The 23,887-nt window shown below is 69.9% G+C and carries 30 protein-coding genes; 11 read left to right on the forward strand and 19 right to left on the reverse strand.

Annotation, left to right across the window (positions count from 1 at the left end):
- Positions 1-161 precede the first annotated feature (161 nt).
- Entirely contained in the window at positions 162-365 is a 204-nt protein-coding gene (locus ACFV9H_RS31100; protein ID WP_030012116.1) for a cold-shock protein, read from the reverse strand.
- Between the two features lie 237 nt (positions 366-602).
- Here ACFV9H_RS31100 and ACFV9H_RS31105 point away from each other — a divergent pair, with 237 nt between their 5' ends.
- Positions 603-1,478, forward strand: a complete 876-nt coding sequence (locus tag ACFV9H_RS31105) for a menaquinone biosynthetic enzyme MqnA/MqnD family protein (RefSeq protein ID WP_385404733.1) — start codon at positions 603-605, stop codon at positions 1,476-1,478.
- A gap of 87 nt (positions 1,479-1,565) precedes the next feature.
- Here ACFV9H_RS31105 and ACFV9H_RS31110 read toward each other — a convergent pair whose 3' ends face one another.
- Positions 1,566-1,898 carry a DUF4190 domain-containing protein gene (locus tag ACFV9H_RS31110; RefSeq protein ID WP_385404736.1) on the reverse strand — a complete coding sequence of 111 codons (333 nt, stop codon included), beginning with the start codon at positions 1,896-1,898 and terminating at the stop codon, positions 1,566-1,568.
- 103 nt (positions 1,899-2,001) lie between these two features.
- Here ACFV9H_RS31110 and ACFV9H_RS31115 point away from each other — a divergent pair, with 103 nt between their 5' ends.
- The 3 genes from ACFV9H_RS31115 (at position 2,002) to ACFV9H_RS31125 (ending at position 5,752) form a co-directional block, all read left to right on the forward strand.
- Positions 2,002-3,780, forward strand: a complete 1,779-nt coding sequence (locus ACFV9H_RS31115; protein ID WP_385404738.1) for a protein kinase — start codon at positions 2,002-2,004, stop codon at positions 3,778-3,780.
- A gap of 92 nt (positions 3,781-3,872) precedes the next feature.
- Positions 3,873-5,072 (forward strand): cyclic dehypoxanthinyl futalosine synthase, encoded by a 1,200-nt coding sequence (gene mqnC, locus ACFV9H_RS31120; protein WP_385404740.1) that lies wholly within the window; start codon positions 3,873-3,875, stop codon positions 5,070-5,072.
- A 23-nt stretch (positions 5,073-5,095) separates the two neighbouring features.
- Positions 5,096-5,752, forward strand: a complete 657-nt coding sequence (locus ACFV9H_RS31125) for a hypothetical protein (protein ID WP_385404742.1) — start codon at positions 5,096-5,098, stop codon at positions 5,750-5,752.
- On the opposite strand, the gene ACFV9H_RS31130 is transcribed toward ACFV9H_RS31125, so the two are convergent.
- Together ACFV9H_RS31130 and ACFV9H_RS31135 are read right to left on the reverse strand one after the other, a co-directional pair.
- Positions 5,721-6,035 carry a response regulator transcription factor gene (locus ACFV9H_RS31130; RefSeq protein WP_385404744.1) on the reverse strand — a complete coding sequence of 105 codons (315 nt, stop codon included), beginning with the start codon at positions 6,033-6,035 and terminating at the stop codon, positions 5,721-5,723. The two genes, ACFV9H_RS31125 and ACFV9H_RS31130, sit on opposite strands and share 32 nt — an antisense overlap.
- Positions 6,036-6,046: 11 nt before the next feature.
- Entirely contained in the window at positions 6,047-6,976 is a 930-nt protein-coding gene (locus ACFV9H_RS31135) for a DUF3152 domain-containing protein (RefSeq protein ID WP_385404746.1), read from the reverse strand.
- A gap of 242 nt (positions 6,977-7,218) precedes the next feature.
- Between ACFV9H_RS31135 and ACFV9H_RS31140 the strand changes: the two genes are divergently transcribed.
- Together ACFV9H_RS31140 and ACFV9H_RS31145 are read left to right on the forward strand one after the other, a co-directional pair.
- On the forward strand, positions 7,219-7,911 hold the full coding sequence (locus ACFV9H_RS31140; RefSeq protein ID WP_385404748.1) for a demethylmenaquinone methyltransferase: 693 nt from the start codon (positions 7,219-7,221) through the stop codon (positions 7,909-7,911).
- On the forward strand, positions 7,911-8,822 hold the full coding sequence (locus ACFV9H_RS31145) for a glutaminase (RefSeq protein WP_385404750.1): 912 nt from the start codon (positions 7,911-7,913) through the stop codon (positions 8,820-8,822). The genes ACFV9H_RS31140 and ACFV9H_RS31145 overlap by 1 nt, the downstream gene beginning before the upstream one ends.
- A 716-nt stretch (positions 8,823-9,538) precedes the next feature.
- On the opposite strand, the gene ACFV9H_RS31150 is transcribed toward ACFV9H_RS31145, so the two are convergent.
- The 4 genes from ACFV9H_RS31150 to ACFV9H_RS31165 form a co-directional block, all read right to left on the reverse strand.
- Positions 9,539-10,162 carry a class I SAM-dependent methyltransferase gene (locus tag ACFV9H_RS31150; RefSeq protein WP_385404753.1) on the reverse strand — a complete coding sequence of 208 codons (624 nt, stop codon included), beginning with the start codon at positions 10,160-10,162 and terminating at the stop codon, positions 9,539-9,541.
- Between the two features lie 222 nt (positions 10,163-10,384).
- On the reverse strand, positions 10,385-10,840 hold the full coding sequence (locus tag ACFV9H_RS31155) for a hypothetical protein (RefSeq protein WP_385404755.1): 456 nt from the start codon (positions 10,838-10,840) through the stop codon (positions 10,385-10,387).
- Between the two features lie 162 nt (positions 10,841-11,002).
- Complete coding sequence (locus ACFV9H_RS31160) at positions 11,003-11,215, reverse strand: hypothetical protein (RefSeq protein ID WP_385404758.1); 213 nt, start codon at positions 11,213-11,215, stop codon at positions 11,003-11,005.
- On the reverse strand, positions 11,208-11,384 hold the full coding sequence (locus tag ACFV9H_RS31165) for a hypothetical protein (protein WP_385404760.1): 177 nt from the start codon (positions 11,382-11,384) through the stop codon (positions 11,208-11,210). Before ACFV9H_RS31165 ends, ACFV9H_RS31160 begins: the two co-directional genes overlap by 8 nt.
- A 179-nt stretch (positions 11,385-11,563) precedes the next feature.
- Between ACFV9H_RS31165 and ACFV9H_RS31170 the strand changes: the two genes are divergently transcribed.
- Both ACFV9H_RS31170 and ACFV9H_RS31175 read left to right on the forward strand, forming a co-directional pair.
- Positions 11,564-12,682, forward strand: a complete 1,119-nt coding sequence (locus ACFV9H_RS31170; protein WP_385404762.1) for a helix-turn-helix domain-containing protein — start codon at positions 11,564-11,566, stop codon at positions 12,680-12,682.
- 12 nt (positions 12,683-12,694) lie between these two features.
- The gene (locus ACFV9H_RS31175) at positions 12,695-13,273 is read left to right on the forward strand and encodes an HD family hydrolase (RefSeq protein ID WP_385404763.1); all 579 of its coding nucleotides are present in this window, start codon (positions 12,695-12,697) and stop codon (positions 13,271-13,273) included.
- Positions 13,274-14,050: 777 nt separating this feature from the next.
- Here ACFV9H_RS31175 and ACFV9H_RS31180 read toward each other — a convergent pair.
- Complete coding sequence (locus tag ACFV9H_RS31180; protein WP_385404766.1) at positions 14,051-14,581, reverse strand: GNAT family N-acetyltransferase; 531 nt, start codon at positions 14,579-14,581, stop codon at positions 14,051-14,053.
- Between the two features lie 102 nt (positions 14,582-14,683).
- Here ACFV9H_RS31180 and ACFV9H_RS31185 point away from each other — a divergent pair, with 102 nt between their 5' ends.
- Positions 14,684-15,967: a geranylgeranyl reductase family protein gene (locus ACFV9H_RS31185; RefSeq protein ID WP_385404768.1), complete on the forward strand. Its 1,284-nt coding sequence runs from the start codon at positions 14,684-14,686 to the stop codon at positions 15,965-15,967.
- Positions 15,968-16,099: 132 nt separating this feature from the next.
- Here ACFV9H_RS31185 and ACFV9H_RS31190 read toward each other — a convergent pair whose 3' ends face one another.
- The 7 genes from ACFV9H_RS31190 to ACFV9H_RS31220 form a co-directional block, all read right to left on the reverse strand.
- Complete coding sequence (locus ACFV9H_RS31190; RefSeq protein ID WP_385404770.1) at positions 16,100-16,906, reverse strand: aminoglycoside phosphotransferase; 807 nt, start codon at positions 16,904-16,906, stop codon at positions 16,100-16,102.
- 76 nt (positions 16,907-16,982) lie between these two features.
- A complete protein-coding gene (locus ACFV9H_RS31195) occupies positions 16,983-17,195 on the reverse strand; it encodes a hypothetical protein (protein WP_351319859.1) in 213 nt (70 codons plus the stop codon).
- A 4-nt stretch (positions 17,196-17,199) separates the two neighbouring features.
- A complete protein-coding gene (locus ACFV9H_RS31200; protein WP_385404773.1) occupies positions 17,200-18,357 on the reverse strand; it encodes a radical SAM protein in 1,158 nt (385 codons plus the stop codon).
- Positions 18,338-19,153, reverse strand: coding sequence for a hypothetical protein (locus tag ACFV9H_RS31205; RefSeq protein ID WP_385404774.1), 816 nt, complete (start codon positions 19,151-19,153; stop codon positions 18,338-18,340). Before ACFV9H_RS31205 ends, ACFV9H_RS31200 begins: the two co-directional genes overlap by 20 nt.
- Positions 19,150-19,566 carry a hypothetical protein gene (locus ACFV9H_RS31210; RefSeq protein WP_385404777.1) on the reverse strand — a complete coding sequence of 139 codons (417 nt, stop codon included), beginning with the start codon at positions 19,564-19,566 and terminating at the stop codon, positions 19,150-19,152. Before ACFV9H_RS31210 ends, ACFV9H_RS31205 begins: the two co-directional genes overlap by 4 nt.
- Positions 19,567-19,851: 285 nt before the next feature.
- Positions 19,852-20,058, reverse strand: coding sequence for a DUF397 domain-containing protein (locus ACFV9H_RS31215; RefSeq protein ID WP_385404778.1), 207 nt, complete (start codon positions 20,056-20,058; stop codon positions 19,852-19,854).
- A gap of 12 nt (positions 20,059-20,070) precedes the next feature.
- Positions 20,071-20,922, reverse strand: a complete 852-nt coding sequence (locus ACFV9H_RS31220; RefSeq protein ID WP_385404781.1) for a helix-turn-helix domain-containing protein — start codon at positions 20,920-20,922, stop codon at positions 20,071-20,073.
- 248 nt (positions 20,923-21,170) lie between these two features.
- Here ACFV9H_RS31220 and ACFV9H_RS31225 point away from each other — a divergent pair, with 248 nt between their 5' ends.
- Positions 21,171-21,608, forward strand: coding sequence for an ATP-binding protein (locus ACFV9H_RS31225; RefSeq protein WP_385404783.1), 438 nt, complete (start codon positions 21,171-21,173; stop codon positions 21,606-21,608).
- Entirely contained in the window at positions 21,605-21,805 is a 201-nt protein-coding gene (locus ACFV9H_RS31230; RefSeq protein ID WP_385404785.1) for a hypothetical protein, read from the forward strand. The genes ACFV9H_RS31225 and ACFV9H_RS31230 overlap by 4 nt, the downstream gene beginning before the upstream one ends.
- 561 nt (positions 21,806-22,366) lie before the next feature.
- Here ACFV9H_RS31230 and ACFV9H_RS31235 read toward each other — a convergent pair.
- The 3 genes from ACFV9H_RS31235 to ACFV9H_RS31245 form a co-directional block, all read right to left on the reverse strand.
- A complete protein-coding gene (locus ACFV9H_RS31235; protein ID WP_385404786.1) occupies positions 22,367-22,621 on the reverse strand; it encodes a hypothetical protein in 255 nt (84 codons plus the stop codon).
- The gene (locus tag ACFV9H_RS31240) at positions 22,618-22,881 is read right to left on the reverse strand and encodes a hypothetical protein (RefSeq protein WP_385404788.1); all 264 of its coding nucleotides are present in this window, start codon (positions 22,879-22,881) and stop codon (positions 22,618-22,620) included. The genes ACFV9H_RS31235 and ACFV9H_RS31240 overlap by 4 nt, the downstream gene beginning before the upstream one ends.
- A 65-nt stretch (positions 22,882-22,946) precedes the next feature.
- The gene (locus ACFV9H_RS31245; protein WP_385404790.1) at positions 22,947-23,840 is read right to left on the reverse strand and encodes a peptidoglycan-binding protein; all 894 of its coding nucleotides are present in this window, start codon (positions 23,838-23,840) and stop codon (positions 22,947-22,949) included.
- Positions 23,841-23,887: the final 47 nt, after the last annotated feature.

The following is a 23,887-nucleotide window of genomic DNA, read 5'->3' on the forward strand; positions in this document are numbered from 1 at the left end:
CACCCCCGCGCCCCGGTTTCAGGGGGGCGGGGGCGGCTGCGTACCCCGCCACCCCACCCGGGAGGGAAAAGGCAGGAGCCCCGTTCCCTCGTGCTCGCGCAGAGGGGACAGGGCTCCTTGGGTACTGCTTTTCCAACCCGCGATTAGGTTGGCCCAGGCGACTAGGCCGGGGTGACGTTCTCCGCCTGCGGGCCCTTCGGACCCTGCGTGACGTCGAAGTTCACCGTCTGGTTCTCCTCGAGGGAGCGGAAGCCAGAGGCGTTGATCGCGGAGTAGTGGACGAAGACATCCGGGCCGCCGCCGTCCTGGGCGATGAAGCCGAAGCCCTTTTCAGCGTTGAACCACTTCACGGTTCCGGTAGCCATGAGCCCTCCTATGGGCCAAAGGGTCGCCCTGCTCCAGAACCTGCTAAGAAGTCTGAAAACTACAAAAGCCTGCGGGTCACATTCTCCGCAGGCCTCGTACTGCAAGGGAAACCAAACTGCAACTTGCGTCGAGCCTAGCACGCACCCTGCGGCCGAGACCAGAGGGAAAGATCACGTCACTCGGACGTTTGAGGCCCGCCTGAAGGCTGACGGAGACCCGGGGGCTAGTCTCGCGATGTGGACGTCTATCGCAGCCGGCCCCGTGTCGGCCACATTCAGTTCCTGAACTGCCTGCCCCTCTACTGGGGGCTCGCCCGAACCGGCACGCTGCTGGACCTGGAGCTGACCAAGGACTCCCCCGAGAAGCTCAGTGAGCGCCTCGTCGAGGGGGACCTCGACATCGCCCCGATCACCCTCGTGGAATTCCTCCGCAACGCCGACCAGCTCGTCGCCTTCCCCGACATCGCGGTCGGCTGCGACGGCCCCGTGATGTCCTGCGTGATCGTCTCGCAGGTGCCGCTGGAGCAGCTCGACGGCGCCCGGGTCGCCCTCGGATCGACCTCCCGTACGTCCGTACGCCTCGCCCAGCTGCTGCTTTCCGAGCAGTACGGGGTACGGCCCGACTACTACACCTGCCCGCCCGACCTGAGCGTGATGATGCAGGAGGCGGACGCGGCCGTACTGATCGGGGACGCCGCCCTGCGCGCCTCCCTGCACGACGCGCCCCGGCTCGGGCTGGCCGTGCACGACCTGGGGCACATGTGGAAGGAGTGGACCGGACTGCCGTTCGTCTTCGCCGTCTGGGCCGCCCGCAAGGACTACTTCGACCGCGAGCCGGCCGTCGTGCGCCAGGTCCACGAGGCCTTCCTCTCCTCCCGGGACGTGTCCCTCGAAGAGGTCACCAAGGTCGCCGAGCAGGCGGCCCGCTGGGAGGCCTTCGACGCGGACCTGCTGGAGCGGTACTTCACCACGCTCGACTTCCGCTTCGGACCGGAACAGCTGGCCGGCGTAAGGGAATTCGCGCGCCGCACGGGACCGACGACGGGCTATCCCGCGGATGTCTCCGTACAGCTCCTGGAAGCGGCGGTCGCGGAGTCGGTCACGGAGTCCTGACAGGCTTTACCAACCGTTTCCGAGGATTTCACTCCTTTCCGCATTCCGTGCGCCCGGCGCTGGAATGCGGAAAGGAATGCCGGGCCGTTACGTCTTGTCCACCAGCAGGCCCACGCCGACGAGGAGCCCGACCGCCGCCGCGACCGCCAGCAGGGAGACGAGGAGCATCGCCCAGCCCCCGAGGATGCCCGCCAGGGCCATGCCCTTCCCGTCCCCCGCGAGCCGCCGGGCCCGGAAGCGGCCCACGTGCCCGGCCGGGATCGCGATCAACGCGCACACGATGGCCATGCCGATGAAGATCGGCGGGTTGAGCCAGGCGATGGGCCCGGCGAAGTTCGCCAGAGCCCCGAGGCTCCCCATCGCGAAGAACACGCTGACCTTGGCCGCCCGGTTCCTGCCGGGCAGGACGGTCTCGCTCATGTTCCGTTCCCCTCCGCTTGCGCACCTCGCGTGTGTACGACGCCGGCAACCGTAAACGATCTCGCCCGACCCCCTAAGGTGCTGTCAAGGATCTTCCTGGGGGATGGGGGACGCGATGCAGCCGCTCGAAGCGGGCGAACCAAGGACCATCGGCGCGTACCGGCTGCTCGGCCGGCTCGGCGCGGGCGGCATGGGCCGGGTCTACCTGGGGCGCAGTGCGGGCGGCCGGACCGTGGCCGTCAAGATCGTGCACCCGCACTTCGCCGCCGACGAGGAGTTCCGCGCCCGGTTCCGCCGCGAGGTGGAGGCGGCCCGCCGGGTGGGCGGCGAGTGGACCGCGCCCGTCCTGGACGCGGACCCGGAGGCTCCGGTGCCGTGGGTGGCCACCGGATACGTGGCGGGGCCCTCCCTCGACCGGGCGCTGGCCGCGCACGGGCCGCTGCCGGAGGTCTCGGTACGGGCCGTCGGCGCGGGTCTGGCGCGCGCCCTGGTGGCCGTGCACGGGCTGGGGCTGGTCCACCGGGACGTGAAGCCGTCGAACGTGATGCTGACCCTCGACGGGCCGCGGCTGATCGACTTCGGGATCGCGCGGGCCACCGACGGCACCGCCTCGCTCACCTCCACCGGGGTCTCCGTCGGCTCGCCCGGCTACATGTCGCCCGAGCAGATCCTCGGCAAGGGGATCACCGGGGCGGCCGACGTGTTCTCCCTCGGCGCCGTACTCGCCTTCGCCGCGACCGGGCGGCCGCCGTTCACCGGGGACAACTCGGCGACGCTCCTGTACAAGGTGGTCCACGAGCCGCCCGAGCTGGACGCGGTCGCGCCCGGCGAGCTGCGCGACCTGATCGAGTCCTGCCTGGCCAAGGCCCCCACCGACCGCCCCGCCCCGGAAGCCCTCGCGGCGGCCCTCGCCCCCGCCCTGGGCGCCCCGGGCTGGCTCCCCGCCCCCCTGGTGGAACAGGCCAGCCGCGCGGCGGTGGCCCTCCTGGACCTGGACGCCGCCCCCGCCGAAGTCGGGTTCGGGCCCCCGCCCGCCGGGGAAGCCCCGTCCGGGCCGGTGCCGTTCGCGACCCCGTCGTACGGAGGCCAGGTCGCGGCCGGTTTCGGCGCGCCGGACCCCTCGTACGGAGGGCAGGACGCGGGCGGCCAGGGTTTCGGGACGCCGAATCCCGCGTACGCCTCGCCCGGTACGGCCGGCGGGTCCCCGTACGCCGCCCCCGCGGGCCCGTACGGCAGCCCCACCGAGACCGCCGGAGGCGTGCCGCAGCCGCGGACCGCGCCCGACGGGCGGCAGGTGAGCGTGACCGCGGCCGGGCGCCGCTTCAGCTGCACGCTCGTGCTCGCCGCGGCCGCCGTACTGGCCGTGCTGTCCGGCGGGCTGTACGGGATGGGCATGCTCCCCGGGCAGGGAGACAAGGAGCGCGACCTCGCCGACGGCAGCGCGCGCCCCTCCACCCCGGCCCCCGCGGGCACGGCCCCCACGGCCTCCACGGCCCCCACGCCGAGCGCGAGCGGCACCCGTACGGACGTCCCCAAGGAGCTCATCGGCACCTGGAAGGGCACCGTCACCACCGCCCGCATGGGGGTCTCCAGCGAGTTCGAGATCACCATCAAGGCCGGCAAGGTCGGCGAGGTCGTCGGCCGCGACAAGTCGATCCTGCCCGTCTTCGGCACGGACTGCAGCGGCGACTGGAAGCTGTCCTCCGCCACCGACCGCTCGCTCGTCCTCGACACCGCCGGCGGCCCCAACCCGGCCCCCGGCATCTGCTCCAACGGCTCCGCCGACGAACGCTTCACCCTCAACGCCAACGGGACACTGCACTACAAGTCGGGCGACACCCCGGCCGGGAACCCCGAAGGAGATCTGACCCGTAGCCCCTGACGTGCCCCTCAAAAAAGTGACGGAGTGTCCCTGGCGTAGGCTGGATCGGTCCGGACCTTGACACAGACACACCGCCGAAAGGTGACTCACCGGTGACCGACCAGGCCGTTCTCCAGTCTGTCCTCGACCGCGCCGCCGCGGGGGGCCGGATCACCAAGGAAGAGGCGCTCGACCTCTACCGCCACGCGCCGCTGCACGCGCTCGGCCAGGCGGCCGACGCGGTGCGCCGCCGCCGCTACGCCGGTACCGAGCACATCGCGACGTACATCATCGAGCGGAACATCAACTACACCAACGTGTGCGTCACGGCATGCAAGTTCTGCGCCTTCTACGCGGCCCCCAAGGACACGAAGAAGGGCTGGTCGCGCGACCTCGACGACATCCTGCGCCGCTGCGCGGAGACCGTGGAGCTCGGCGGCACGCAGATCATGTTCCAGGGCGGGCACCACCCGGACTACGGCGTCGAGTACTACGAGCACCACTTCTCCGCCATCAAGCAGGCCTACCCGCAGCTGGTCATCCACTCCCTCGGCGCCTCCGAGGTCGAGCACATGGCCCGCATCTCCAAGGTGTCGGTGGACGAGGCGATCCAGCGCATCCACGCCGCCGGTCTCGACTCCTTCGCGGGCGCCGGCGCCGAGTTGCTGCCGGAGCGGCCGCGCAAGGCGATCGCCCCGCTCAAGGAGTCCGGCGAGCGCTGGCTGGAGATCATGGAGATCGCCCACAAGCTGGGCGTGGAGTCCACCTCCACCATGCTGATGGGCACCGGCGAGACCAACGCCGAGCGCATCGAGCACATCGCGATGATCCGGGACACGCAGGACCGCACCGGCGGCTTCCGCGCCTTCATCCCGTACACGTACCAGCCCGAGAACAACCACCTCAAGGGCCGTACGCAGGCGACGATCTTCGAGTACCTGCGCATGATCGCGATCGCGCGCCTCTTCCTCGACAACATCGCGCACATCCAGGGTTCCTGGCTCACCGTCGGCAAGGAGGCGGGCCAGCTCTCCCTGCACTACGGCGCGGACGACCTCGGCTCGATCATGCTGGAGGAGAACGTCGTCTCCTCGGCCGGTGCCAAGCACCGCTCGAACCGCCAGGAGATCATCGACCTGATCCGCAAGGCGGGCCGCACGCCGGCGCAGCGCGCGACGACGTACGAGCACCTGCTGGTGCACGACGACCCGGCGAACGACCCGGTCGACGACCGCGTCGTCTCGCACATCTCCTCCACCGCCATCGAGGGCGGCACGGCCCACCCCGAGCTGAAGCTCATCTCGACGAACTGACGCCGAGGACTGACGTCGAACCGATGCGTACGCTCCACTCCGCCGAACTCCTCCTCCCCGGACCCGGACCCGGACCCGGATCCGCGCCGGTGCCCGACGGCGCGGTCCTGGTCGAAGGCGACCGGATCGCGGCGCTCGGCCCGTTCGCGGACCTCGCCGAGCGCTACCCGCACGCCCGCGCCCGCCGCTGGCCCGGGTTGCTCACACCGGGGCTGCTGGTGCGCGGGGCGGACGACTTGCTGGAGCGCACGTACTACCCGGACGACCCCTACGAGGTCGCGGAGCTCGGCGCCGACCCCCTCAGCCGGGCGGCGGCGCTGGAAGAGCTCAAGATGACGGAGGCGCGCTGGGGCAACAGCGCCCGGCGCGGCACCCAGAAGCTCCTCGCGCGCGGGGTCGTGGCGGTCACCGGTCGTTTCACGGTCCCGGCGGTGCGCACGGCGGTGTCCCGCTCGGGGCTGACGATCCTGCCGCCGGCCGCCCACGAGGGCACTCCCTCCCTGGACCCCCTCGCCGGACGGGACGCGGCCGGGCAGGCCTTCTACGGGGTGCTGGAGACGGGCGCCCCGGCCCGCTTCGCGGTCTTCGCGGTGGCCGACGAGGCGGAGCTGCTGGAGCGCGGGGCGACGACCTGCGTGGCCACGGTCATCAGTGGTCGGCTGCTGCACCGCCGCCGCTGAGCGGCCGGTCCTCGACGTCCTCGCTCGCGCCTTCCCTCGCCAGGGCGGCGAGCAGGCAGGCCTGCAGCCGGCTTATCCCGCCGAGCTTGGCCCGTATGTTCCCGACGTGGAACTTCACCGTGCTCACCGACAGTTGGAGCTCATCGGCGAGCTCCGCGTTGGAGGCGCCGGTGGCCAGACACACGAAGACCGCCGATTCCTGTTCGGTGAGCTGGGCCCCCTGCGGCACCTGAGTGCCGTACGAGGGGAACCAGCCGGGGACGCTGAAGCTGACGACACGCAAGGTTTCCACGGTTAAGGGACGCGCGGACCCGACAGATAAGTTCCGCGCGCGTCATACGGCCAGGCGTTGGCCTTGCAGCCGAGCAGCCCCTTGATCTGCTGCATCATCGCGGGCGCGGGCTTTCCCGGGCCCGGGCAGGTCTCGTGCTCGCGGCCGATCTCGTGCCCCACCTCGTGGTTGACGATCAGCGCGCGGTACTCCTCCACCGGGCCGTTGAACTGCGGCGAACCCTCCTGCCAGCGCTTGAGGTTGACCACGACGGTGTGGCCGGCCCGGCAGTTCGTCTCCCCGATCAGCTCGGGGGTGACGACCTCGCACAGCCGGTCGGTGGTCGTCGGCGTCGCGATCTTCACGGTGAAGTCCACCGGCTGGCCGGGACCGGCCAGCTGGAAACCGTACGCCGGGTCCCTGGTCCAGCCGCGCGGATCACCGAGGATCGCCTCGACGGCCTTGGCCGCGGCGTCCGGCTCCACCCCGCTGCCCTCCTCGACCTCCACGCGCCAGCGGCGCACGGTCCCCTTGCCCTGGGGCTGCCCGGAGGCGGCGGAGGCCGTGAAGACCCCCGGGCGGGCGGGCGCGGTCGTGGCGGGGGACGGCGAGGGCGAGGCCGCGGGCGGGGAGGCGGGCGGGGTGGACTGCTGCGCCGGGGAGGCGGAGCTCCGGCCGCCCTGCGCGGAGGGGTCCGCGCCGTCGGTGGATTCCCCGTCGAGCTGATCGGGCTGGGCGGCCGTCTTCTTGCCGCCGTCGGCGACCGTGTCCCCGTCCTTCGAGCCGCCCGCGTACGCGGCCACACCGACCGCGACCGCGACGAGCGTCGCCGAGCCGAGAAGCGTACGCCGCAGCCGCTTTTGCCGCTCGGCCCGGCGCCTGGCACGCGGGCTGGTACGCGGATCGTTTCGGGTACCGCGGTGGGAGCGACCGGTGGAATGGCCTGCCGGCATCGTGAAGCCCTCTGTTCGCGGCGGCCACTGCCCGGACCGGCCACGATTCGGGTGCTGATCCGGAGGGTGACCCTCTCACCGGGCCGCACCCCGCCAGTCAACGTGGCCACGACGGCCCCGCGCAACTGTCCTCCGGGCCAGTTGTGCGCCGTCGTGGAGCCCCCGCCACAGGGGGCCGTGCGGCCTGAGAGGATGGGCCCCGTATCCGCCGATCCGTACCGCACACCGAGGGGCCAACGCCAGTGACCCGCGCATCCCTGGACAAGCAGCCGCACGAAGTCGCCTCCATGTTCGACGGCGTCGCGGCGAACTACGACCTCACCAACGACGTCCTCTCCCTCGGCCAGGCCCGGCTGTGGCGCAAGGAGGTCGCCAAGGCGGTCGCCGCGCGCCCCGGGCACAAGGTCCTCGACCTGGCCGCCGGAACCGCGACCTCCTCGCTGCCCTTCGCCGCGACCGGCGCGTACGTCGTCCCCTGCGACTTCTCCCTCGGGATGCTCCGCGAGGGCAAGAGGAAGCACCCGTGGCTGCCGCTGACGGCGGGCGACGCCACTCGGCTCCCCTTCAAGGACGGCGTCTTCGACACCGTGACGATCTCCTTCGGGCTGCGCAACGTCCAGGACACCGACTCCGCCCTGCGCGAGCTGTACCGCGTGACCAAGCCCGGCGGGCAGGTCGTCATCTGCGAGTTCTCGCAGCCCACCTGGGCGCCGTTCCGCACGGTCTACACCGAGTACCTGATGCGCGCCCTGCCGCCGGTCGCCCGCGCGGTGTCCTCCAACCCCGACGCGTACGTGTACCTCGCCGAGTCCATCCGGGAGTGGCCCGACCAGCCCGCGCTCGCCGGCCTCCTGCAGAAGGCCGGCTGGTCCAAGGTCGCCTGGCGCAACCTCAGCGGCGGCATCGTCGCGCTGCACCGGGGCACCAAGGCCTGATGGACTACGACGCCCTGCTGGAGCGGATCGCGACCGACATCGCCCCGCTGGTCGGCAGCGGCACGCCCGCCGCATACATCCCGGCCCTCGCGACGGTCGACCGCAGCCGCTTCGGGATGGCGATCGCCGACCTCGACGGCAACGTGTACGGGGTGGGGGACTGGCAGGTCCCCTTCTCCGCTCAGTCGATCACCAAGGTCTTCGCCCTCGCCCTGGCCCTCGCCGAGGGCGGCGACAGCCTGTGGGAGCGGGTCGGCCGGGAGCCCTCGGGCAACCCGTTCAACTCTCTCGTGCAGCTGGAGTACGAGAACGGCATCCCGCGCAATCCGTTCATCAACGCGGGCGCGCTCGTGGTCACCGACCGTCTCCAGACCCTCACGGGCGACGCGAGCAGCGAACTCCTCACCTTCCTCCGCGCCGAGAGCGGGAACGAGTCCCTCGCCTTCGACCCGGAAGTAGCCGCCTCCGAGCAGGAACACGGCGACCGCAACGCGGCCGTCGCCCACTTCATGGCCTCGTACGGCAACATCGACAACCCGGTACCGGCGCTCCTGGACCACTATTTCTGGCAGTGCTCCATCGAGATGAGCTGCGCGGACCTCTCCCGCGCGGGCCTCTTCCTGGCCCGCCACGGCCTGCGCGCGGACGGCTCCCGCCTCCTCACGCGCAGCGAGGCCAAGCAGATCAACGCGGTGATGCTGACCTGCGGGACGTACGACGCGGCGGGCGAATTCGCCTACCGCGTCGGCCTCCCGGGCAAGAGCGGCGTCGGCGGCGGCATCATCGCGGTCGTCCCGGGCCAATGCGTCCTGACGGTCTGGAGTCCGGGCCTGGACCCCCAGGGCAACTCGGTGGCAGGCGTGGCGGCCCTGGACCGCTTCACGACACTGACGGGCTTGTCGGTGTTCTAGGGGCGGGCGGTGTACGGGTCCACGCGCGTGCGGGACTTTCTCCCCCTCGGGGCATGCGCGAGGCCGGTGGTTGCCCACCCACCGCGGCGGGGGTGGGGAGCGGGCCCGGATTTCCTGTGCGGCAGCGGCTTCGGGAGGCGGGGTCCGAGCTGACCGGAATCAGAGAGGTCTTGGGGGTTTCCCGTCAGTCCCATAGTCCTTCCGTGTCGGGCCGGCCTGTCAAGGGCGCTCCTTCGTCGCGTCGCTGCGCGACGGCCTGCGGCCGCCCTTGACAGGCCGTCCCGCCCCGGAAAGACAAGAGACTGCCAGGAAACCCCCAAAAGAACGGGCCGGTCCGAGGTTCAAGGGCGGGCCGGTCAGGGATGTCCGGCCAGCGCTGCGGCAGGGGGCAGCCCCGAGCCCGGGCCCTCCCACGTCGCTTCCCGAGCCGGGCAGGCGGCCAACCTCCCCCAAACAGCGGCCACAAGCCCGTCGGGGGGAGGGTGGGCGCGTCAAATCGCTACGCGCTCCTCGCCGACGGCGTCCGACGCCCCTCCGGGGCTGATACCCACACCAGAGCGTGACCAGCAGCGCATCAGAATCCGACGAGCGCATCAGATCGCTACGCGCTCCCCATTTCTCGGCGTCCCCCCGCCGTCTGGGGCAGGCGGTCTCCGAGGCCTGCCATTTGACGGCGGTCGGCCCTACTGGTCCGCAAGTAGCCCTGGCCGGACGGCCTAACCAAGGGCGCGGATCACGACCGTGCGAACACCGCGCGAGCCGACGGGCGGGGGAATCGCCACGACCCTCGGCTGGACAAAGCCGCAGCGCTGTAATGCGTTCGCCCACTGGGTGGCCTCGCCCTCCCAGCGCAGCACCGGGCCTACATCGGGAACGGGCGCGTAGGTATCCGAGTCGAAATCGTCACCTGGCGGGACGTGCGCCAGTGTCACCACCCCGTCCTCGCGAAGCCGCGACCGGATCGCCGGCAGGAGAAGCTCGGGGTCGGTGAACCAGTGCGCCCCGAAGGCGGAGTACACAGCGTCGAAGGAGTCGGGCCTGTGCTGTAGGTAGTGAACGGCGTCTGCTCGGTGCACCTCGACGGCGGATCCCCAGCGCGCTGTCGCTGCGGCCACCTGTACGGCCGAGATGTCGACGCCGACCGCGCGGACGCCGAGACTGGCCAGGTAAGCAAGCCGGTCGCCCTTGCCGCAGCCCAGTTCCAGGACGGTTGAGCCCGCGTCGATTCCCAAGGTTTCCGAGCCGGGGCCGTGTCCTGGGAAGGGCGTCCAGCTGAACAGTGGCGGCGGCCCAGCTCGGCCGACGGGGGTGAGGCCGGCATAGCTGTCCCACGTAGTCATGCAGCTGACTCCAGACAGAGATGGGCCCGGCCGCCCTGGACGACCGGGCCTGTGTCATTCGGTTCCGGGCGGCGTCATGATGAACCCTCGGCTGGCTTGGGGCTGTGCCCCGTCCTGCTTCTGTGGGTCCGTTGTCTCAAGCCAGCGCTTTACGAGCTCCGCGTACCGAGGGTCTGTCCACTCCTGCATGGTGACTCCCTTCCGATCGCAGGGTAGCGGCGGTCAGGACGGCTCGGAGAGACACTGCGGGGTCGGCATGGGCTGGATGGGCCCGCAGTTCGGGGAGTGCTGGCAGGACGCAACCACCTGGACGATGCCGTCAGTCGGGCCGGTCCACAGCTCCCGGTTGACGGCGAAGCCGGCCAGCTCGATGGCGCCGATGGTCCGCTCGATGAAGCCAGGGTCGTAGCGGGTGGAGTCGGGGAGTTCCGGGTAGTGGTGGACGAAGCCGCCGCCGAGACGCTCGCAGAGGCTCTTGTAGATCGCGGTGTGCAGGATGAGTGCGTGCCACCCCTCGTCGACGACGCGGGACGGAGCGATGCCGCGGGCGTCTCCGGCCGCAACCGCCACGAACTTTATGGCCTCCAGGGTGACGCGTTCGGCCATGGCCCAGTCTGTTTCGGGGTTGTCCTTGGCGACGGTCGCAGTGACGGCCATGAAGTCGTCAGCGCTGAGCAAGCTGCGAGCGTCACGTGTGCCGGGCTGCATGACCAGGGTTGCGGTGTGGGCGGGTGTCGGCGGCTCGCCCTTACCGGCGCTGCACGGCGGCGGGGGCGGAACCGGATGGGGGCTGGACATGGTTGTCTCCTTTGGGTGGTGTGCGATGGGTGCAGACGGTGCTCAGCGGCCGGCCGCCTCGACGTTGCCGATGGCGGTCGAGATCTCACGGCCGTTGGTGCCACGGATATAGGCCAGTTCGACCCATCGGTCGATTGCCGTCGTGGACACGTTCTCGTTGACCACGGCCATCAGCTCGCCCTCAGTCCCCGACGCGATGTCACGGACACGGCGTCTTAGCAGGGGGTGCGTTACGTACTCGTACGCCTCAGGCATTAGCCAGATCCTCGGCGGTGCCGATGAAGCGCTCCCAGCCGACGAGCGCGCGGTCGAGGAGGTCGGCGCTGGGCTCGCGCACGGCGAGCAGGCCGTGGATCGAGTTGTCCGAGGTGTCGATGGACAGCACACCACGCGCATCCGGGCATCGGTTCGTGCGGTCGGCCACGGGGTTCTCCCTACCGTTAGCGGGAATCGAGCGGTGTCTCCTGCGGCACTCATCAGCATCAAAACCGCTACGCTGAGCGACTTGGGGACCACGACAACGAGCCTAGATTTCACGCCGGTTCGCTCGAAGTGACCACCAGTACGGGTTACCTAGCAGCACGCCTGGGCACAGGGAGCGTCATGGGCACCAACCCGACTTCCACCCTGACCACCAGTCAGGGAAGCCGGCGACGAAGCCGCGGCGGGACAGTCTCCGGTCACGTGTTCCGGATCATCCGCGAGCAGCTCGGCCACACGCAAGAGACTCTCGCGGAAGCGTTCGCGGTCTCAGCGGACACCGTCGCGGGCTGGGAAACGGGGCGGCGTCCCCTGACCGCGCTCGCCGTCGGTCAGATGCTGCTGCACCGGCACCGGCTGATGCGGATGGGTGCCACCCCCTCCTTGCTCCTCGCTCTGGAGAAGGCCCTGGAAGCAGATGTGCTGCTGGCCGGCGCGTTGGACGACGAGGACACGCCCGCCGACAGTCCGCTCGGCGCTTGGGTCATGCAGCGTGACCTGGTCGCGGTGCTGGTATGGCCCTTCAACGGCGTCACCCCGGAGCCGGTACGCGCCGGCGACGCCCCATTACGTCCCCGCCGCGGACCCGTTGCGAGCCAGCCCCAGTTCACCATGGAGGAGCGCCGTCGCTTCTTCGGCCACATGCGGCGCATGGCCGAGGAGGCACACCCCAGGCAGCAGTTTCTCCTCCGGCGACAGGCCCTCTACCTTGCCGGCTACGACGACGCGGCAGATACGTCCGCCTGGCTTGCTCAGCAGCGCAATGCCGAGAGGCCTTCTGACTGGCTCACCCAATGGCTCACCTCCCGCTCCGTCGCCGCTGTAGCCGCACGCCAGGGCGACCGTGATCGGATGCAGCACTTCATCGCGACCATGCTCGACGATGACGACGCGGGTGAGTCCGCGAACCTCAGCTACTGGGCCTACTGGATCGGCGAGTCCGCGCACCCGGAGCTGTGCGACGACTTCATCGCGAACTCCGGCGCGATGACCTGGCACGGCCACCGGCTGCTCCAGCACCTCGTCGGCGGGCTTTCCCCGCAGCACGGCTTCTTCGACCTCAACGTGCACACGCTGTGGGCTTTGCTCGCGGCCCGCCCGGGTCTCCTCCGCATGACCTCAGACGCCGGGCGGGCACTGCGGGCACAACTGCCCGTGCTGTTGGATGGCACCACGGCCTCGACGCGTACGCATCGAGAGCTGGAGGGCATCCGGTATGCGATCCGCCTCGCCGAGGCTTAAGAAGGAGACACAGTGGCTGACGACCTGTCCGCGGTGGCGCGCTTCCTCTATGAGGCCGGCACGCTCAAGCACACTCGCCGCACGGGCTGGTGGATGGCCGGCGTCAAGGACCCCGAGAGCGTGGCCGAGCACTCCTGGCGCACTTCGCTCATTGCGTCGATCATTGCGAAGCTGGAGGGCGCTGACCCCGCGCGTGCGGCGTTCCTCGCCGTGTGGCACGACACGCAGGAGACCCGAACCGGGGACGTCAACCACCTCGGGAAGAAGTACGCACCGGCTGGGGACCCGCGGGCCGTGACCGCCGACCAGACCGCGGGGATGCCCGAGGTGCTCGCGGCTGCGATCCAGGACCTGGTCGCCGAGTACGAGGGGAAGGACTCTCCCGAGGCGGTTTGTGCGCGCGACGCGGACAAGCTGGAGTGCATGCTTCAGGGCATCGAGTACAAGGCGCAGGGGTACGCGGCCGCGCAGCGGTGGATTGACAACAGCAGGGCGCGGCTCACTACGGAGACCGGACAGAGGCTCGCCGACGAGCTCCTGGGGCAGGGCACTCTCGACTGGCTCCGTGCGGCCATCGGCGAGAAGGGCTGAGCCCGGCCCACGTGCGGAGCCACGACGGACGAAAGCTCCTTGTCGGTTTCTGATCCGGGCATCAGCCCCAGACGGCGGGTGGACGCCGAGAAATGGGGAGCGCGTAGCGATCTGATGCGCTCGTCGGATTCTGATGCGCTGCTGGTCACGCTCTGGTGTGGGTATCAGCCCCGGAGGGGCGTCGGACGCCGTCGGCGAGGAGCGCGTAGCGATTTGACGCGCCCCCCTCCCCCCGAGGGGCTTGTGGTCGGGGTTTTGGGGAGGTTGGCCGCCTGCCCCGCCCCGGAAGCGCGGTGGGAGGGCCCGGGCTCGGGCCCGGCCCCTCCCCAGACGGGCCGGACGTCTCTGACCGGCCCGTCCTTGATCCTCGGACCGGCCCGTTCTTTTGGGGGTTTCTCGGCAGTCTCTTGTCTTTCCGGGGCGGGACGGTCTGTCAAGGGCGGCCGCAGGCCGTCGCGCAGCGACGCGACCGAAGGGAGCGCCCTTGACAGGCCGGCCCGACACGGAAGGACTATGGGACTGACGGGAAACCCCCAAGACCTCTCTGATACCGGTCACGGAGACCCCGCTTACCGCAGCCCCCGCCGTACGGTCCCGATACCGCCCGTGCGGCTCCCGCGGATCGCGCCTCGCCCCAGGCCTGATGCCGGACGCCGACATCCGGTCACCCGAGCGCCCACCCGCAGGCAGGGGGCGGGTGGGCAGCCACGGGCCCCGCGCATGCCCCGAGGGGGGAGAAGTCCCGCACGCGCGTGAACCCGTACACCCCCGCCCTCTTCACCCCCGCGTCAGCGTCAGTTCGTACCGCCGCGCGTGCCTCGTGCCGCCCGGGAGGGGGAAGCGGTCCGCCAGGGTCATGCCCAGGCGTTCGGCCACCGCGATGGAGCGGGCGTTCTCGTCGTTGATCATCGCGACCACGTGCGGGACACCGGCGGCACGGACGCGGTCCAGGGTGGTCAGCGCGGCGGCGTACGCGTAGCCCTTCCCCCACGCGGCGCGGCCGAGCCGCCAGCCGATCTCGATCTCGCCCACCGGACCCCAGTCCTTCTCCCGGGGCCACGGCTGCGCGCCGGTGAAGCCGAGCACCTCGCCCTCGTCGTCCAGAACGGTCCACAGGCAGTAGCCGAGCTGTGCGTCGTGCATGCGCTGGCGCGCGGTGAACTCCTCGTACAGGGACAGCTCCGCGGGGCCGCCGAGGAACTCCATGACGTCGGGGTCGTCGAAGGCCCGGTGCCAGGCGAAGGCGTCCTCGTCGGTGGGTACGCGCAGCTGTATGGCGGGGAGCGGCCGGGTCGGCGAAGTCGTCATCGGGCAGCCCTTCGGATCGCGATCTCTGTCGCTGCATAGACTGCACGTGTCCGGGGCCGCCCGGCACCCTTTATCGAGATCGAGCCTTCGGGAGACCCCGCAGTGACCGAGCCCCTCTCCGAACACTCCGCGGACGTGATCGTCGTCGGGGCCGGGCCCGCCGGCTCGACCACCGCCTACTACCTCGCCAAGGCGGGACTGGACGTCCTGCTGCTGGAGAAGACGGCCTTCCCCCGGGAGAAGGTCTGCGGCGACGGGCTGACCCCGCGCGCCACCAAGCAGCTGGTGGCGATGGGCATCGACATCTCCGAAGAGGCCGGCTGGCTCCGGAACAAGGGCCTGCGCATCATCGGCGGCGGGCAGCGGCTCCAGCTGGATTGGCCGGAACTCGCCTCCTTCCCGGACTACGGACTCGTCCGCAAGCGCGACGACTTCGACGAGACCCTGGCCCGCCAGGCGCAGAAGGCCGGCGCCCGGCTGTACGAGCGCTGCAACGTCGGCGAGCCGGTCCGCGACCCCCGCACCGGGCACATCACCGGTGTGCAGGCGAAGCTGGGCGAGGAGAAGACCCCGGTCACCTTCCACGCCCCGCTCGTCGTCGCGGCCGACGGCAACTCCTCCCGCCTCTCCCTGGCGATGGGCCTGCACCGGCGTGAGGACCGGCCGATGGGTGTCGCGGTGCGTACGTACTTCACCTCGCCGCGGCACGACGACGACTACCTGGAGTCCTGGTTGGAGCTGTGGGACCGGCGCGGCGCGCAGGACCGGCTGCTGCCCGGCTACGGCTGGATCTTCGGCATGGGCGACGGTACGTCGAACGTCGGCCTCGGCATCCTGAACTCCTCCTCCGCCTTCAAGGAGCTGGACTGGCGAGAGGTCCTCAAGGCCTGGTGCGCCTCCATGCCGGAGGACTGGGGCTACACCCCCGAGAACATGACCCAGCCGATCCGCGGCGCGGCCCTGCCGATGGCCTTCAACCGGCAGCCGCACTACACCAAGGGCCTGCTGCTGGTCGGTGACGCGGGCGGGCTCGTCAACCCGTTCAACGGCGAGGGCATCGCGTATGCCATGGAGTCGGGCCAGATCGCGGCCGACGTCATCGTGCAGGCGCACGCCCGGGCCACCCCGGCGCAGCGCGAGCTGGCGCTGCACAGCTACCCGAAGGTGCTCAAGGAGACTTACGGCGGCTACTACACGCTGGGTCGCGCCTTCGTGAAGCTGATCGGCAACCCGAAGGTGATGAAGGTGGCCACGCAGCGCGGCCTGACGCACCCGGTGCTGATGAAGTTCACGCTGAAGATGCTGGCCAACCTGACCGACCCGACGGGCGGCGACGCGATGGACCGCATCATCAACGGCCTTTCGAAGGTAGCTCCGCGTTCGTGATCATTCAACCGAGACAGCGGAACGACCGCTGAACTTCGGTGCTCCAGCCTACGGCGCGAGTCCTTTCGCGCCGTAGGCATGACAACGCCCGTCGGCCTCCTCAGTGGGCGCCGACGGGCGGGGGCGGTGGCGCTACCTGCGGGTGCGCCAGTAGGTCACCCAGTCATGGGCAAGCCGCCCCATGTGCTTTTTCCAGTCCTGCGGGTCCTCCCGGGCGATCTCATCCCAGGTTCGGGCGTTGGCCTCGGAGAATGCGGCGACGGAAGTGTGCGGGGCTGCTGCCCACGACGGGAACTGTCCGCGGGCCCATGCGTCCGCTGCTTCCGCCGTGTGTCCGGCTTCCATGAGTCGCAGGATGAGCACGGCGGGGTCGATCCATGCCGCGCCCCGGGTGGGCCATGCCCAGTCGATCAGGTGGGCACGGTCTGTGATGAACACATTGTGCGGGGCGAGGTCGGTGTGAAGCAGGGTGTCGCCGGCGAGCCGATCGACGCCGGCGGGGCCTGCGTAGCCGCTCCACCGGTCCTCGGCGCGTTTGAGTGGGATGTCTGGGCAGGGCGTGCTCTGGAGTTCGCGCAGGGCGACCGCGACGAGCTGTAGGTCGGCCGAGCCGGGAGCGTAGTCGGCGTGACGGGCGACGAGGTGCTCGTACCCGATCAGGTCCCATCCGGCGGCCTGTACGTGCCACAGAAGCCGGGGACATGACGGGGGCAGGTACGGATTGATCGACGCCTCGCGCTGCTGCGTCCGGATCTGCGGGTGATCGGTGGGCACGCCCTTGACGAACAGGGTCTCGGCGGCGGTCGTGAGGGCGGCGGCGATGCCGCTGTTTGCGCCGCCGTCGGCGGTTGAGGCGTGCAGTACCGGGCCGGTGTGCTGCTCGACGGCGGCGCGCGCGGCGAGCGGTAGGTCGTCCCAGTGGATGCGGTCTACGGGCATGGGGGCTTCCTGGGGGTGGACAGCGAGCCGCCCCCGACCCTACGCGGGCGGGGGCGGCTCTGTGTGCAGGTGCGGTCTAGTACGGCTGGTCGTCGTCGGCCTGGCAGGAGCAGCCGAGGGCCTCGGAGAACGAGCCGATGTCCTTCGTGATCCTGAATCCGTCGTCCGCGATCGGACGGGACGTGATCGCGACGGGGAGCGGGCCGGCGGCCGACTCGGTCGGGCGCGGCGTGATCGAGAGCATCACGGGCGCGCGGCTGGTGGTGCGGGGCTCAATGGCGGTTGCCATGGGTTCACCTCACGGGTTCGGGGTCGGGATGCTGGCAGTACATGTTTCGCGGTGCCTTCGCCTCCTGGTAGAGCTTTGCCATGGGGCGGCAGGTGGTGCAGCCGCCCGGGTTGCCGTCGGCGTCCTTCTGACCGAACGAGCAGCCGGCGCAGCCCCCGGTGCGAAGCTGTAGGCCGTCGGCGATGCCGCCGAGGCGTTTGAGTCCCTCGATGCCTTCCTGCATGAGGGGGATGTGCGGCTCGCGGCCGATCTTGCAGATGGACGCGTGGCCGAACGGGTCCGCATGGAAGAACGTGTGTCCGGCGTTGCAGCCGCTGAAGGGCTTCCGCGCACGCAGGTACTTGAGGGCCTGCTCGGGGATCGGCGTCGCGTCGCCCTGGATGGTGGGCGACATGTTCGTGAAGACGTACACCTGCCCGTACTGCTCGGCGAGCTGTTCCATGGCGGCGAACTCGTCGGCGTTGTCGTTGGTGACGACGATGTTGAGCTGCAATCGCAGGCCGGCCTCGCGGGCGGCGTCGAGTCCGGCGATGAAGCGGCCGAATGCGCCTCGGTTCCGGGTGAACCCGTCGTAGGTCTCTTCGGTGGCGCCGTAGACGCTCAAGGACAGGTGGTGCGGGGGGCGAGCGGTGAGTGTGTCGAGGATCTTCGGCTTGTGGAGCTGCGAGCCGTTCGTCGAGATCGTGAGCATGATCCCGAGGTCGTAGGCGTACGAGTACATCTCGGAGAACTCGCGGTCGATCAGGGGCTCGCCGCCCGTGATCTGGAGCCAGAGCACGCCGGCGTCGCGCATGATGTCGAGCAGCCGGATTTTGTCCGGGCCCGGCATCCCCTCGAACCTCTTGAGGCCGAGGTAGCAGTGCGGACAGTCGTAGTCGCACCCTTTGTTGATCTCCCACGAGGCACGCGACATGCCGTACGTCGAGGGGGCACGCACGATCACCTTGTCGCGCAAGGGGCGGTGCTTAGGCAGGTCAATCCCCCATGCCTGGCGGGCGCCGTCGACGAGCCACGCGGGCGCTTCGGCCCCGGTGCTTGCTGCCTTGTTCAGTTCGAGGTATCGCGCGAGCGGGATCTGCACCCCGTCGTCGTGCCCGGGGCGTAGTACGAGGTACTCGTCGAGGAACGGCGAGACGACGAGGCTATGAGTAGGTACCGGCATGGGCCCCCCACGTGAGAGTGAACAGGGTCAGGGTGTGCAGCTCGACGCGGTCGGGCGCCCATGAGCGCCAGAGTGCGATGAACGCGGCGTCGTCCTGGGGCAGGTCGAGATCAGGTTGTGCGCGGCGGGCGCGGGTGCGCAGAGCGCGGTCTGCGTGGGGGTACAGGGAGAAGTCGCCCGTGTAGTCGGCGACCGCCGCGGCGGCAGTCCACGCGCCGAGCCTGCGTACCTCGCACAGGGCCTTGAAGAGGCGGTCAGGTTCGAGGGTCACCCACTCGTCGGCGTTGTCGACGTAGGCCCGAGCTGCTGCTCGCAAGAGGGGCTTGTAAAAGCGGAGACGGATCGCGTCGAACCCTTGATCGCTGAGGTGCAGGACCGTAGGGGCCGTGGGGGGCATGGCCAGGGGGCCGGCGAACGTGTCGTGAGAGCGCCCGAAGGCGGCGCACCACCTGCGGTAGAGGGCGGCGCCCTGCTTGTCTCGGCCGAAGTGATGGAAGATCGCCGCGGTGATCGAGTCCCACAGATCCGGCGTGGTGAGGCGGGCGACTGTGCCGAGCTGCGCGAGGGTCTGCGCGAGGCGGTCCTGCTCGCGTTCGCGGGGAAGCATGATCGCCGAGGTGTAGCTGATCGTCGGCGCCTCGGCGTCGTCCGTCCCGAGGGGGCGCAGTACGAGGCCGGCTCCCTGCCAGTGAGCGAGCCAGGGAACTTCCTTGTACTCGACGACTCGCAGCGCTTCCCCGTTCAGGCCCGGGGGCATCACCCACGCCGGGTGATCAGTTACGAGGGTGGTGCTCAACGGCGTAATTCCCTACGTGCGGTGGGGTGCTGGTGGGGGGACTCACTGGGCGTGGCGAGGTACACGCGCACGGGGCGTATGACCCATTCGAGGTACTCACCCTGCGGGAGTTTCACCCTGAATCCGCACGGCTCATCCCTCGCGAGAGCGCCGAGGGCGTGCACCCATCCGTCTTCCAACCATGCGGCAGCTCGGGCGAGTTCGTTGATGTCGAGGCCGAACGGCGCGTTCTGTCGTAGCTGTAGGCGCAGCAGGCGTATCGCGGACATCGGATCGGGCAGAAGACTCAACGACCGCGGGTCGGGCGGTAGATCCGCGTCGGAGTGGTGCAGCAGGGCCTCGCACCAGTAGCCGCGTTCAGCGGCGAGCCCGAGATCGGTCTGCCGTTTCGGTCTTGCGAGTTGAGCGAGCATGGCTTGCCTCCTCCGCAGCGGTGGCGCCCCTCTCGATGGCCGTGTGAGCAGCAAGCGAGAGGCCCGTTTAGCGCTTCCCCAACCAGCTTGCGGCCATGGGGAGTTACAGCCACTTGCGTGCGATGCACGCCACTGGCTCTTGAATGGAAGGTAACGTGTGAAGCCGAGTGGACTCAACTGTTTGCCGTCAAACGAGTGATTCGGCATATGCCAACTTGTGAGGTGGTCCGGAAACGCAAAACGGCCCCCGCTTCGGGCGGGGGCCGCGTTGTGTTGGGCTTCGGTCTAGGCGCCGGTGCCGTACTTGTCCCACTGGCCGGCGCGAGCTCCGTCGAGGAAAGCTTGCAGCTTGGCGCGGGTCGTGCGAATGATCACGGCGGGGTCGTCGCTCTCCCGCAGCAGGATCTCGTCGCCTTCCCCTGCGCTGACCTCCAGGCAGTTACTGCCCTCGGCATCCGTGCTGTAACGGGACTTCTCCCACTTAATTTCCACAATCTCACGCCTTCATACTTGTTGTGCTCTTTCGTGGATAAAGTCCCTTGACCGGTCAGGGTCGAGGGACCGCTGCTCGGTTCGGTCGAGGATCGCGCGATAGTTGTCGAGACGCGTCTCGGCGTCGAGGAAAGCGGGGCCGTGCGCGGTGTCGGTCTGTACCGTGTCGAGCTGCGGGACCGGCCCTGACGCGTACAGGGTCGAGGACCCGGCATTGGGGAACCCGCCGGCTGCGAACGGGATGACCCTCACTGTTACGTTCTCCCGCTCCGACTGCTCTAGCAATCGTTCGAGCTGAGCCCTGGCCACTTTGGCGCCGCCGAACTCAAGCCGCAGCGCGGCCTCGTGGATCAGGAACGTGCACTGTGGCGGGTTGGGGCGGTCGAGGACGTCGCGGCGCTTCAGTCGGTACGAGAGCTGTCGGCGCAGGCTTGCCGGGCTGAGTGTCGGCACGGCCTCTTCGAACACAGCGCGAGCGTACTCCTCGGTTTGCAGGAGTCCGGGCATGTGCATGATCTGCACCGCACGCAGGGCTGTGGAGTGGGCTTCGAGCTCTGCCAAGTCCAGTGCTCCGGACGACAGGACGCCGTGGTACTCGTCCCACCACCCTTGCGAGCGCTCTTCGGCCATGGCGGCGAGAGCTTCGATGTACGCCGTATCGGCGCATCCGTAGTGCCCTGCCCAGGTGCGCACTCGCTCGCCACTCACGCCGGATCGGCCGGACTCGATGTTGGCGATTGCCGTTCGGTCGGAACCGAGGAGCTGTGCGGCTTGGGCAGGGGTGAGACCGGCGTGTTCTCGTATCTTGCGCAGCTCGGTCCCGAGGCGCCGCTGCCGAGCGGTCGGGGCTTTGCGGTTTGGCATCGGCCTCTCTCTCCCTGTCGGGTCTCAGTGTGGCCCGTCGTTTTGGGCTGGTCCACATTGTGGCAACTGTGAGGCGAAGGGGTATCACTTGTGATGCGGACCCGCTACGGTCTTCACAGCACCGCGTCGCACGCCAATAAGACCGAAGTGCAGCCGCTGGCACGCGCCTTGACGCGTCGTCACCCCGGGGGCGGCCATTGCCACGCATGGCGGGCAGCGCGAGCACTACCGCGTTGGGAGACGAGGACATGACGACTAGCGCTTTACCCCCTGCACCGCCGCCCGAGCTGGGCGTTAGCTACAGATTCGTTGCGCCTCGTGCCGCGACGACGCCGAAGATTCTTCGCGACATGGTGGCCGTTCTGGTGGTCGCCTTTGGGCACGAGGACATCGTCGAGCAGCTCCGACTGTGCGTGTCCGAGGTGGTTACGAATGCCTACCACCACACGCGTACCAACCTGATCACGGTGGATGTGTCCCTGGGTTCGGACAACGTCACCGTGTGGGTGAACGACGACCGCCCCGAGTGGCTGCCCCGGGTGCCGCGGACCGCCCCGCCGTGGCGAGAAGAAAACGGCCGAGGGTTGTTCCTCGTGTCGAGGGTGGCTGACCGGTGGGACGTTGCCACCAACGGCGCCGGTGCGAAGCGTTTCGGGTTCAGCATCGGCTACCAGGGGGCAGCGTGAAGAGCGAACCGAACATCGGCGCCGTATACCGTCCCTCCATCGCCGGCGCGCCGCGTGCTGTATGGCTGGTAGACCGCAACCGCACCCCGATCTGCGAGGTGCCCGAGGGTGACGCCCGCGGCCTGGCCTTCGAACTCGCCGACTTGCTCGGTCTGTTCGTCTGCGACCGTGGCGCAGTGAGCGAGGCGGCCGAATGAACCTCGGTCCCGTGCTCGTCGGCGCGATCTCGATCGGCGTAAGTCTCGCTCTGCTCGCCCTCACGGCGGTATGGGCATCGCTGCCGAGCGCGCGGCGCGCAGTCACCCCTGCGCCGAACCGTCCGGGCAAGCGATATCGCTGCTACTGCTGGAAAGAGCCTGTCATCGTGTTCGTCGAGGCGCCGCCCACCCCGAGAGCCGAGGCACCGCCCGCTCAGAGGTTCGCGCCGCCCCCGACTCCGAGGTTCGAGCCCCCGCCCGCTCCGTGGGCCGAGACGCCACCCACTTCGGAGGAGGAGGCACCGCCCGCGCCCCGCGGGCGCCACGCCAAACCGCGCGACACAGACCACGCCGCCCGCCCGGATAGCGCCTCCCTCGCGGGGGCGGGTGGCGGTGGAAGGGGAGCACCTCCCGTGCCAGCGTTCGCGTAGATCGCGCACACGGTGACCCCGGGCAGAGGGCCCTCGACGAGTGCACCGTCGAGAGCCCTCTCGCCTGTCTTCAAAACGAAAAAGGGCGCCCCCGCCACCGGCACGAGGCCGGGACGGGGGCGCGCTGTGTTCAGTGGGCGGCGGTCTGCCAGAGGGTGAGGGCGAGGCCGATCACGGCGACCATGGCGAGGACGCTCGGGAGCGGCCACCGGGTCTTTTCGAGGGCGTCGAGGCGCTGCTCGTGGTCGGCGAGCTGCCGGTCGACTTGGTCGGATCGCTGCACGAGCAGGGCGAGCGATCCGTCGATGCGGGCGAATCCCGCCTCGACGGTCGCGCGCAGCCGTTCCAGTTCGAGGGCGACGTCGGACGGGGAAGGGTCGGTCACCGGCGCCCGCCGGTCTTCCGGTCGAGGGCGAGCAGCTCGGCGTCGGCGCTCGGGGCGGCGCGCAGCCACTGCGGCAGCAGGGCCTCGACCACGGGCAGCGCCATGACGCGGGTTACGCCACCTGCGACGGCGAGGGCCAGGCCGACGCCGACGGCGGTCTGCGGGATGCCCGCGGCGTCGATGATCAGGGGTAGGCCGGCGGCGAGGGCGAGCACGGTCTGCACGATGGTGCGCACGGTGCGGCGGGAAGCGTCGTTCATGGGCAGTTCCTTTTCCACAGGGTGGGGACGGCCCGCCCGCTGGTGCGGGCGGGCCCGGTGCGGGGTTAGACCTTGGGGACCTTGAGGGCGGCCCATGAGGTCGGGCCCGGCCATCCGTCGGCGTCGTCGCCGGCGTAGCCGAGGTGCCGCTGCCATGCCGCGTAGGACTGGCGATCAGACTCGGTCCACTGGGGGCCTGGTCCCTGCGAGTAGCGGCTGCACCCGACGGCGACGAGGCGGCGGCCCATGGCGGTGATGAGCGGTGAGCGGGGGTTCTGCTTGAACCATGCGACGCCGGGGAACGGCGCGTACTGCGCGGCTGGCGGCGGGGTGGGCTTGGGCTGCTCGGGCGTGCGGCCGAGACGCCGGTCGATGCGCTCGCGCATGTCGTCCATGGACCAGCCGCGCGGGTCGCTCTTCCAGTCGCTCCACTCCTTGTGGCCGATGACGGATGCGGCCGACCATCCGTACGCGCGGCAGATCGCCGCCGAGGTCCGCTCGATCGCGTCGAGCTGCTCGGCCGGCCACGGGTCGCGGCCGTCGCCGAGGTTGACGCACTCGAACCCGTAGAAGTGGGCGTTACCGTCGACCGCCCCCGACGAGCCCTCGTGCTTGCTTGTCGGGGGTAGGGACTGCTCGGCGATGACCGCGGCGAGCACGCGGGCGTCGCCGCCCCCGGCGTGATTCGCGCGGCCCGAGCTGATCAGGTAAACCGTTCCGTCCTTGGCGATCACGCCGTGACACAGCGGGCCGGGCAGCTCGTCGTATCCGGAGTAGCAGAGCTGCACCGACGAGTCGGTGCCGCTCGAAACGGTGTGGTGGATCATCACGCCGTTGATCGGGCCGAAGCTGCCGCGGTGGTTGCGGTTGTGGGTGCGCCACTCGTCGACCTCGACGACGCGCACGCCCTCGGCGCGCAGGATTGAGACGAGCCGGTCAGGGCTGAAAGGGACTGCCATGCGTGGTGTCTCCAGACATGAAAAAAGCCCCGGCCAGAACGGCACGG

Origin of the sequence: Streptomyces sp. NPDC059874 (genome assembly GCF_042731135.1) — a bacterium.
Classification (GTDB): Bacteria; Actinomycetota; Actinomycetes; order Streptomycetales; family Streptomycetaceae; genus Streptomyces.

Coding starts and splice junctions, on each gene's coding strand:
- ACFV9H_RS31100 (WP_030012116.1), bottom strand. CDS start 365: ATGGCTACCGGAACCGTGAAGTGGTTCAACGCTGAAAAGGGCTTCGGC.
- ACFV9H_RS31110 (WP_385404736.1), bottom strand. CDS start 1,898: ATGAGCGAGACCGTCCTGCCCGGCAGGAACCGGGCGGCCAAGGTCAGC.
- ACFV9H_RS31115 (WP_385404738.1), top strand. CDS start 2,002: ATGGGGGACGCGATGCAGCCGCTCGAAGCGGGCGAACCAAGGACCATC.
- ACFV9H_RS31125 (WP_385404742.1), top strand. CDS start 5,096: ATGCGTACGCTCCACTCCGCCGAACTCCTCCTCCCCGGACCCGGACCC.
- ACFV9H_RS31135 (WP_385404746.1), bottom strand. CDS start 6,976: ATGCCGGCAGGCCATTCCACCGGTCGCTCCCACCGCGGTACCCGAAAC.
- ACFV9H_RS31145 (WP_385404750.1), top strand. CDS start 7,911: ATGGACTACGACGCCCTGCTGGAGCGGATCGCGACCGACATCGCCCCG.
- ACFV9H_RS31150 (WP_385404753.1), bottom strand. CDS start 10,162: ATGACTACGTGGGACAGCTATGCCGGCCTCACCCCCGTCGGCCGAGCT.
- ACFV9H_RS31160 (WP_385404758.1), bottom strand. CDS start 11,215: ATGCCTGAGGCGTACGAGTACGTAACGCACCCCCTGCTAAGACGCCGT.
- ACFV9H_RS31170 (WP_385404762.1), top strand. CDS start 11,564: ATGGGCACCAACCCGACTTCCACCCTGACCACCAGTCAGGGAAGCCGG.
- ACFV9H_RS31180 (WP_385404766.1), bottom strand. CDS start 14,581: ATGACGACTTCGCCGACCCGGCCGCTCCCCGCCATACAGCTGCGCGTA.
- ACFV9H_RS31190 (WP_385404770.1), bottom strand. CDS start 16,906: ATGCCCGTAGACCGCATCCACTGGGACGACCTACCGCTCGCCGCGCGC.
- ACFV9H_RS31195 (WP_351319859.1), bottom strand. CDS start 17,195: ATGGCAACCGCCATTGAGCCCCGCACCACCAGCCGCGCGCCCGTGATG.
- ACFV9H_RS31200 (WP_385404773.1), bottom strand. CDS start 18,357: ATGCCGGTACCTACTCATAGCCTCGTCGTCTCGCCGTTCCTCGACGAG.
- ACFV9H_RS31210 (WP_385404777.1), bottom strand. CDS start 19,566: ATGCTCGCTCAACTCGCAAGACCGAAACGGCAGACCGATCTCGGGCTC.
- ACFV9H_RS31220 (WP_385404781.1), bottom strand. CDS start 20,922: ATGCCAAACCGCAAAGCCCCGACCGCTCGGCAGCGGCGCCTCGGGACC.
- ACFV9H_RS31225 (WP_385404783.1), top strand. CDS start 21,171: ATGACGACTAGCGCTTTACCCCCTGCACCGCCGCCCGAGCTGGGCGTT.
- ACFV9H_RS31240 (WP_385404788.1), bottom strand. CDS start 22,881: ATGAACGACGCTTCCCGCCGCACCGTGCGCACCATCGTGCAGACCGTG.
- ACFV9H_RS31245 (WP_385404790.1), bottom strand. CDS start 23,840: ATGGCAGTCCCTTTCAGCCCTGACCGGCTCGTCTCAATCCTGCGCGCC.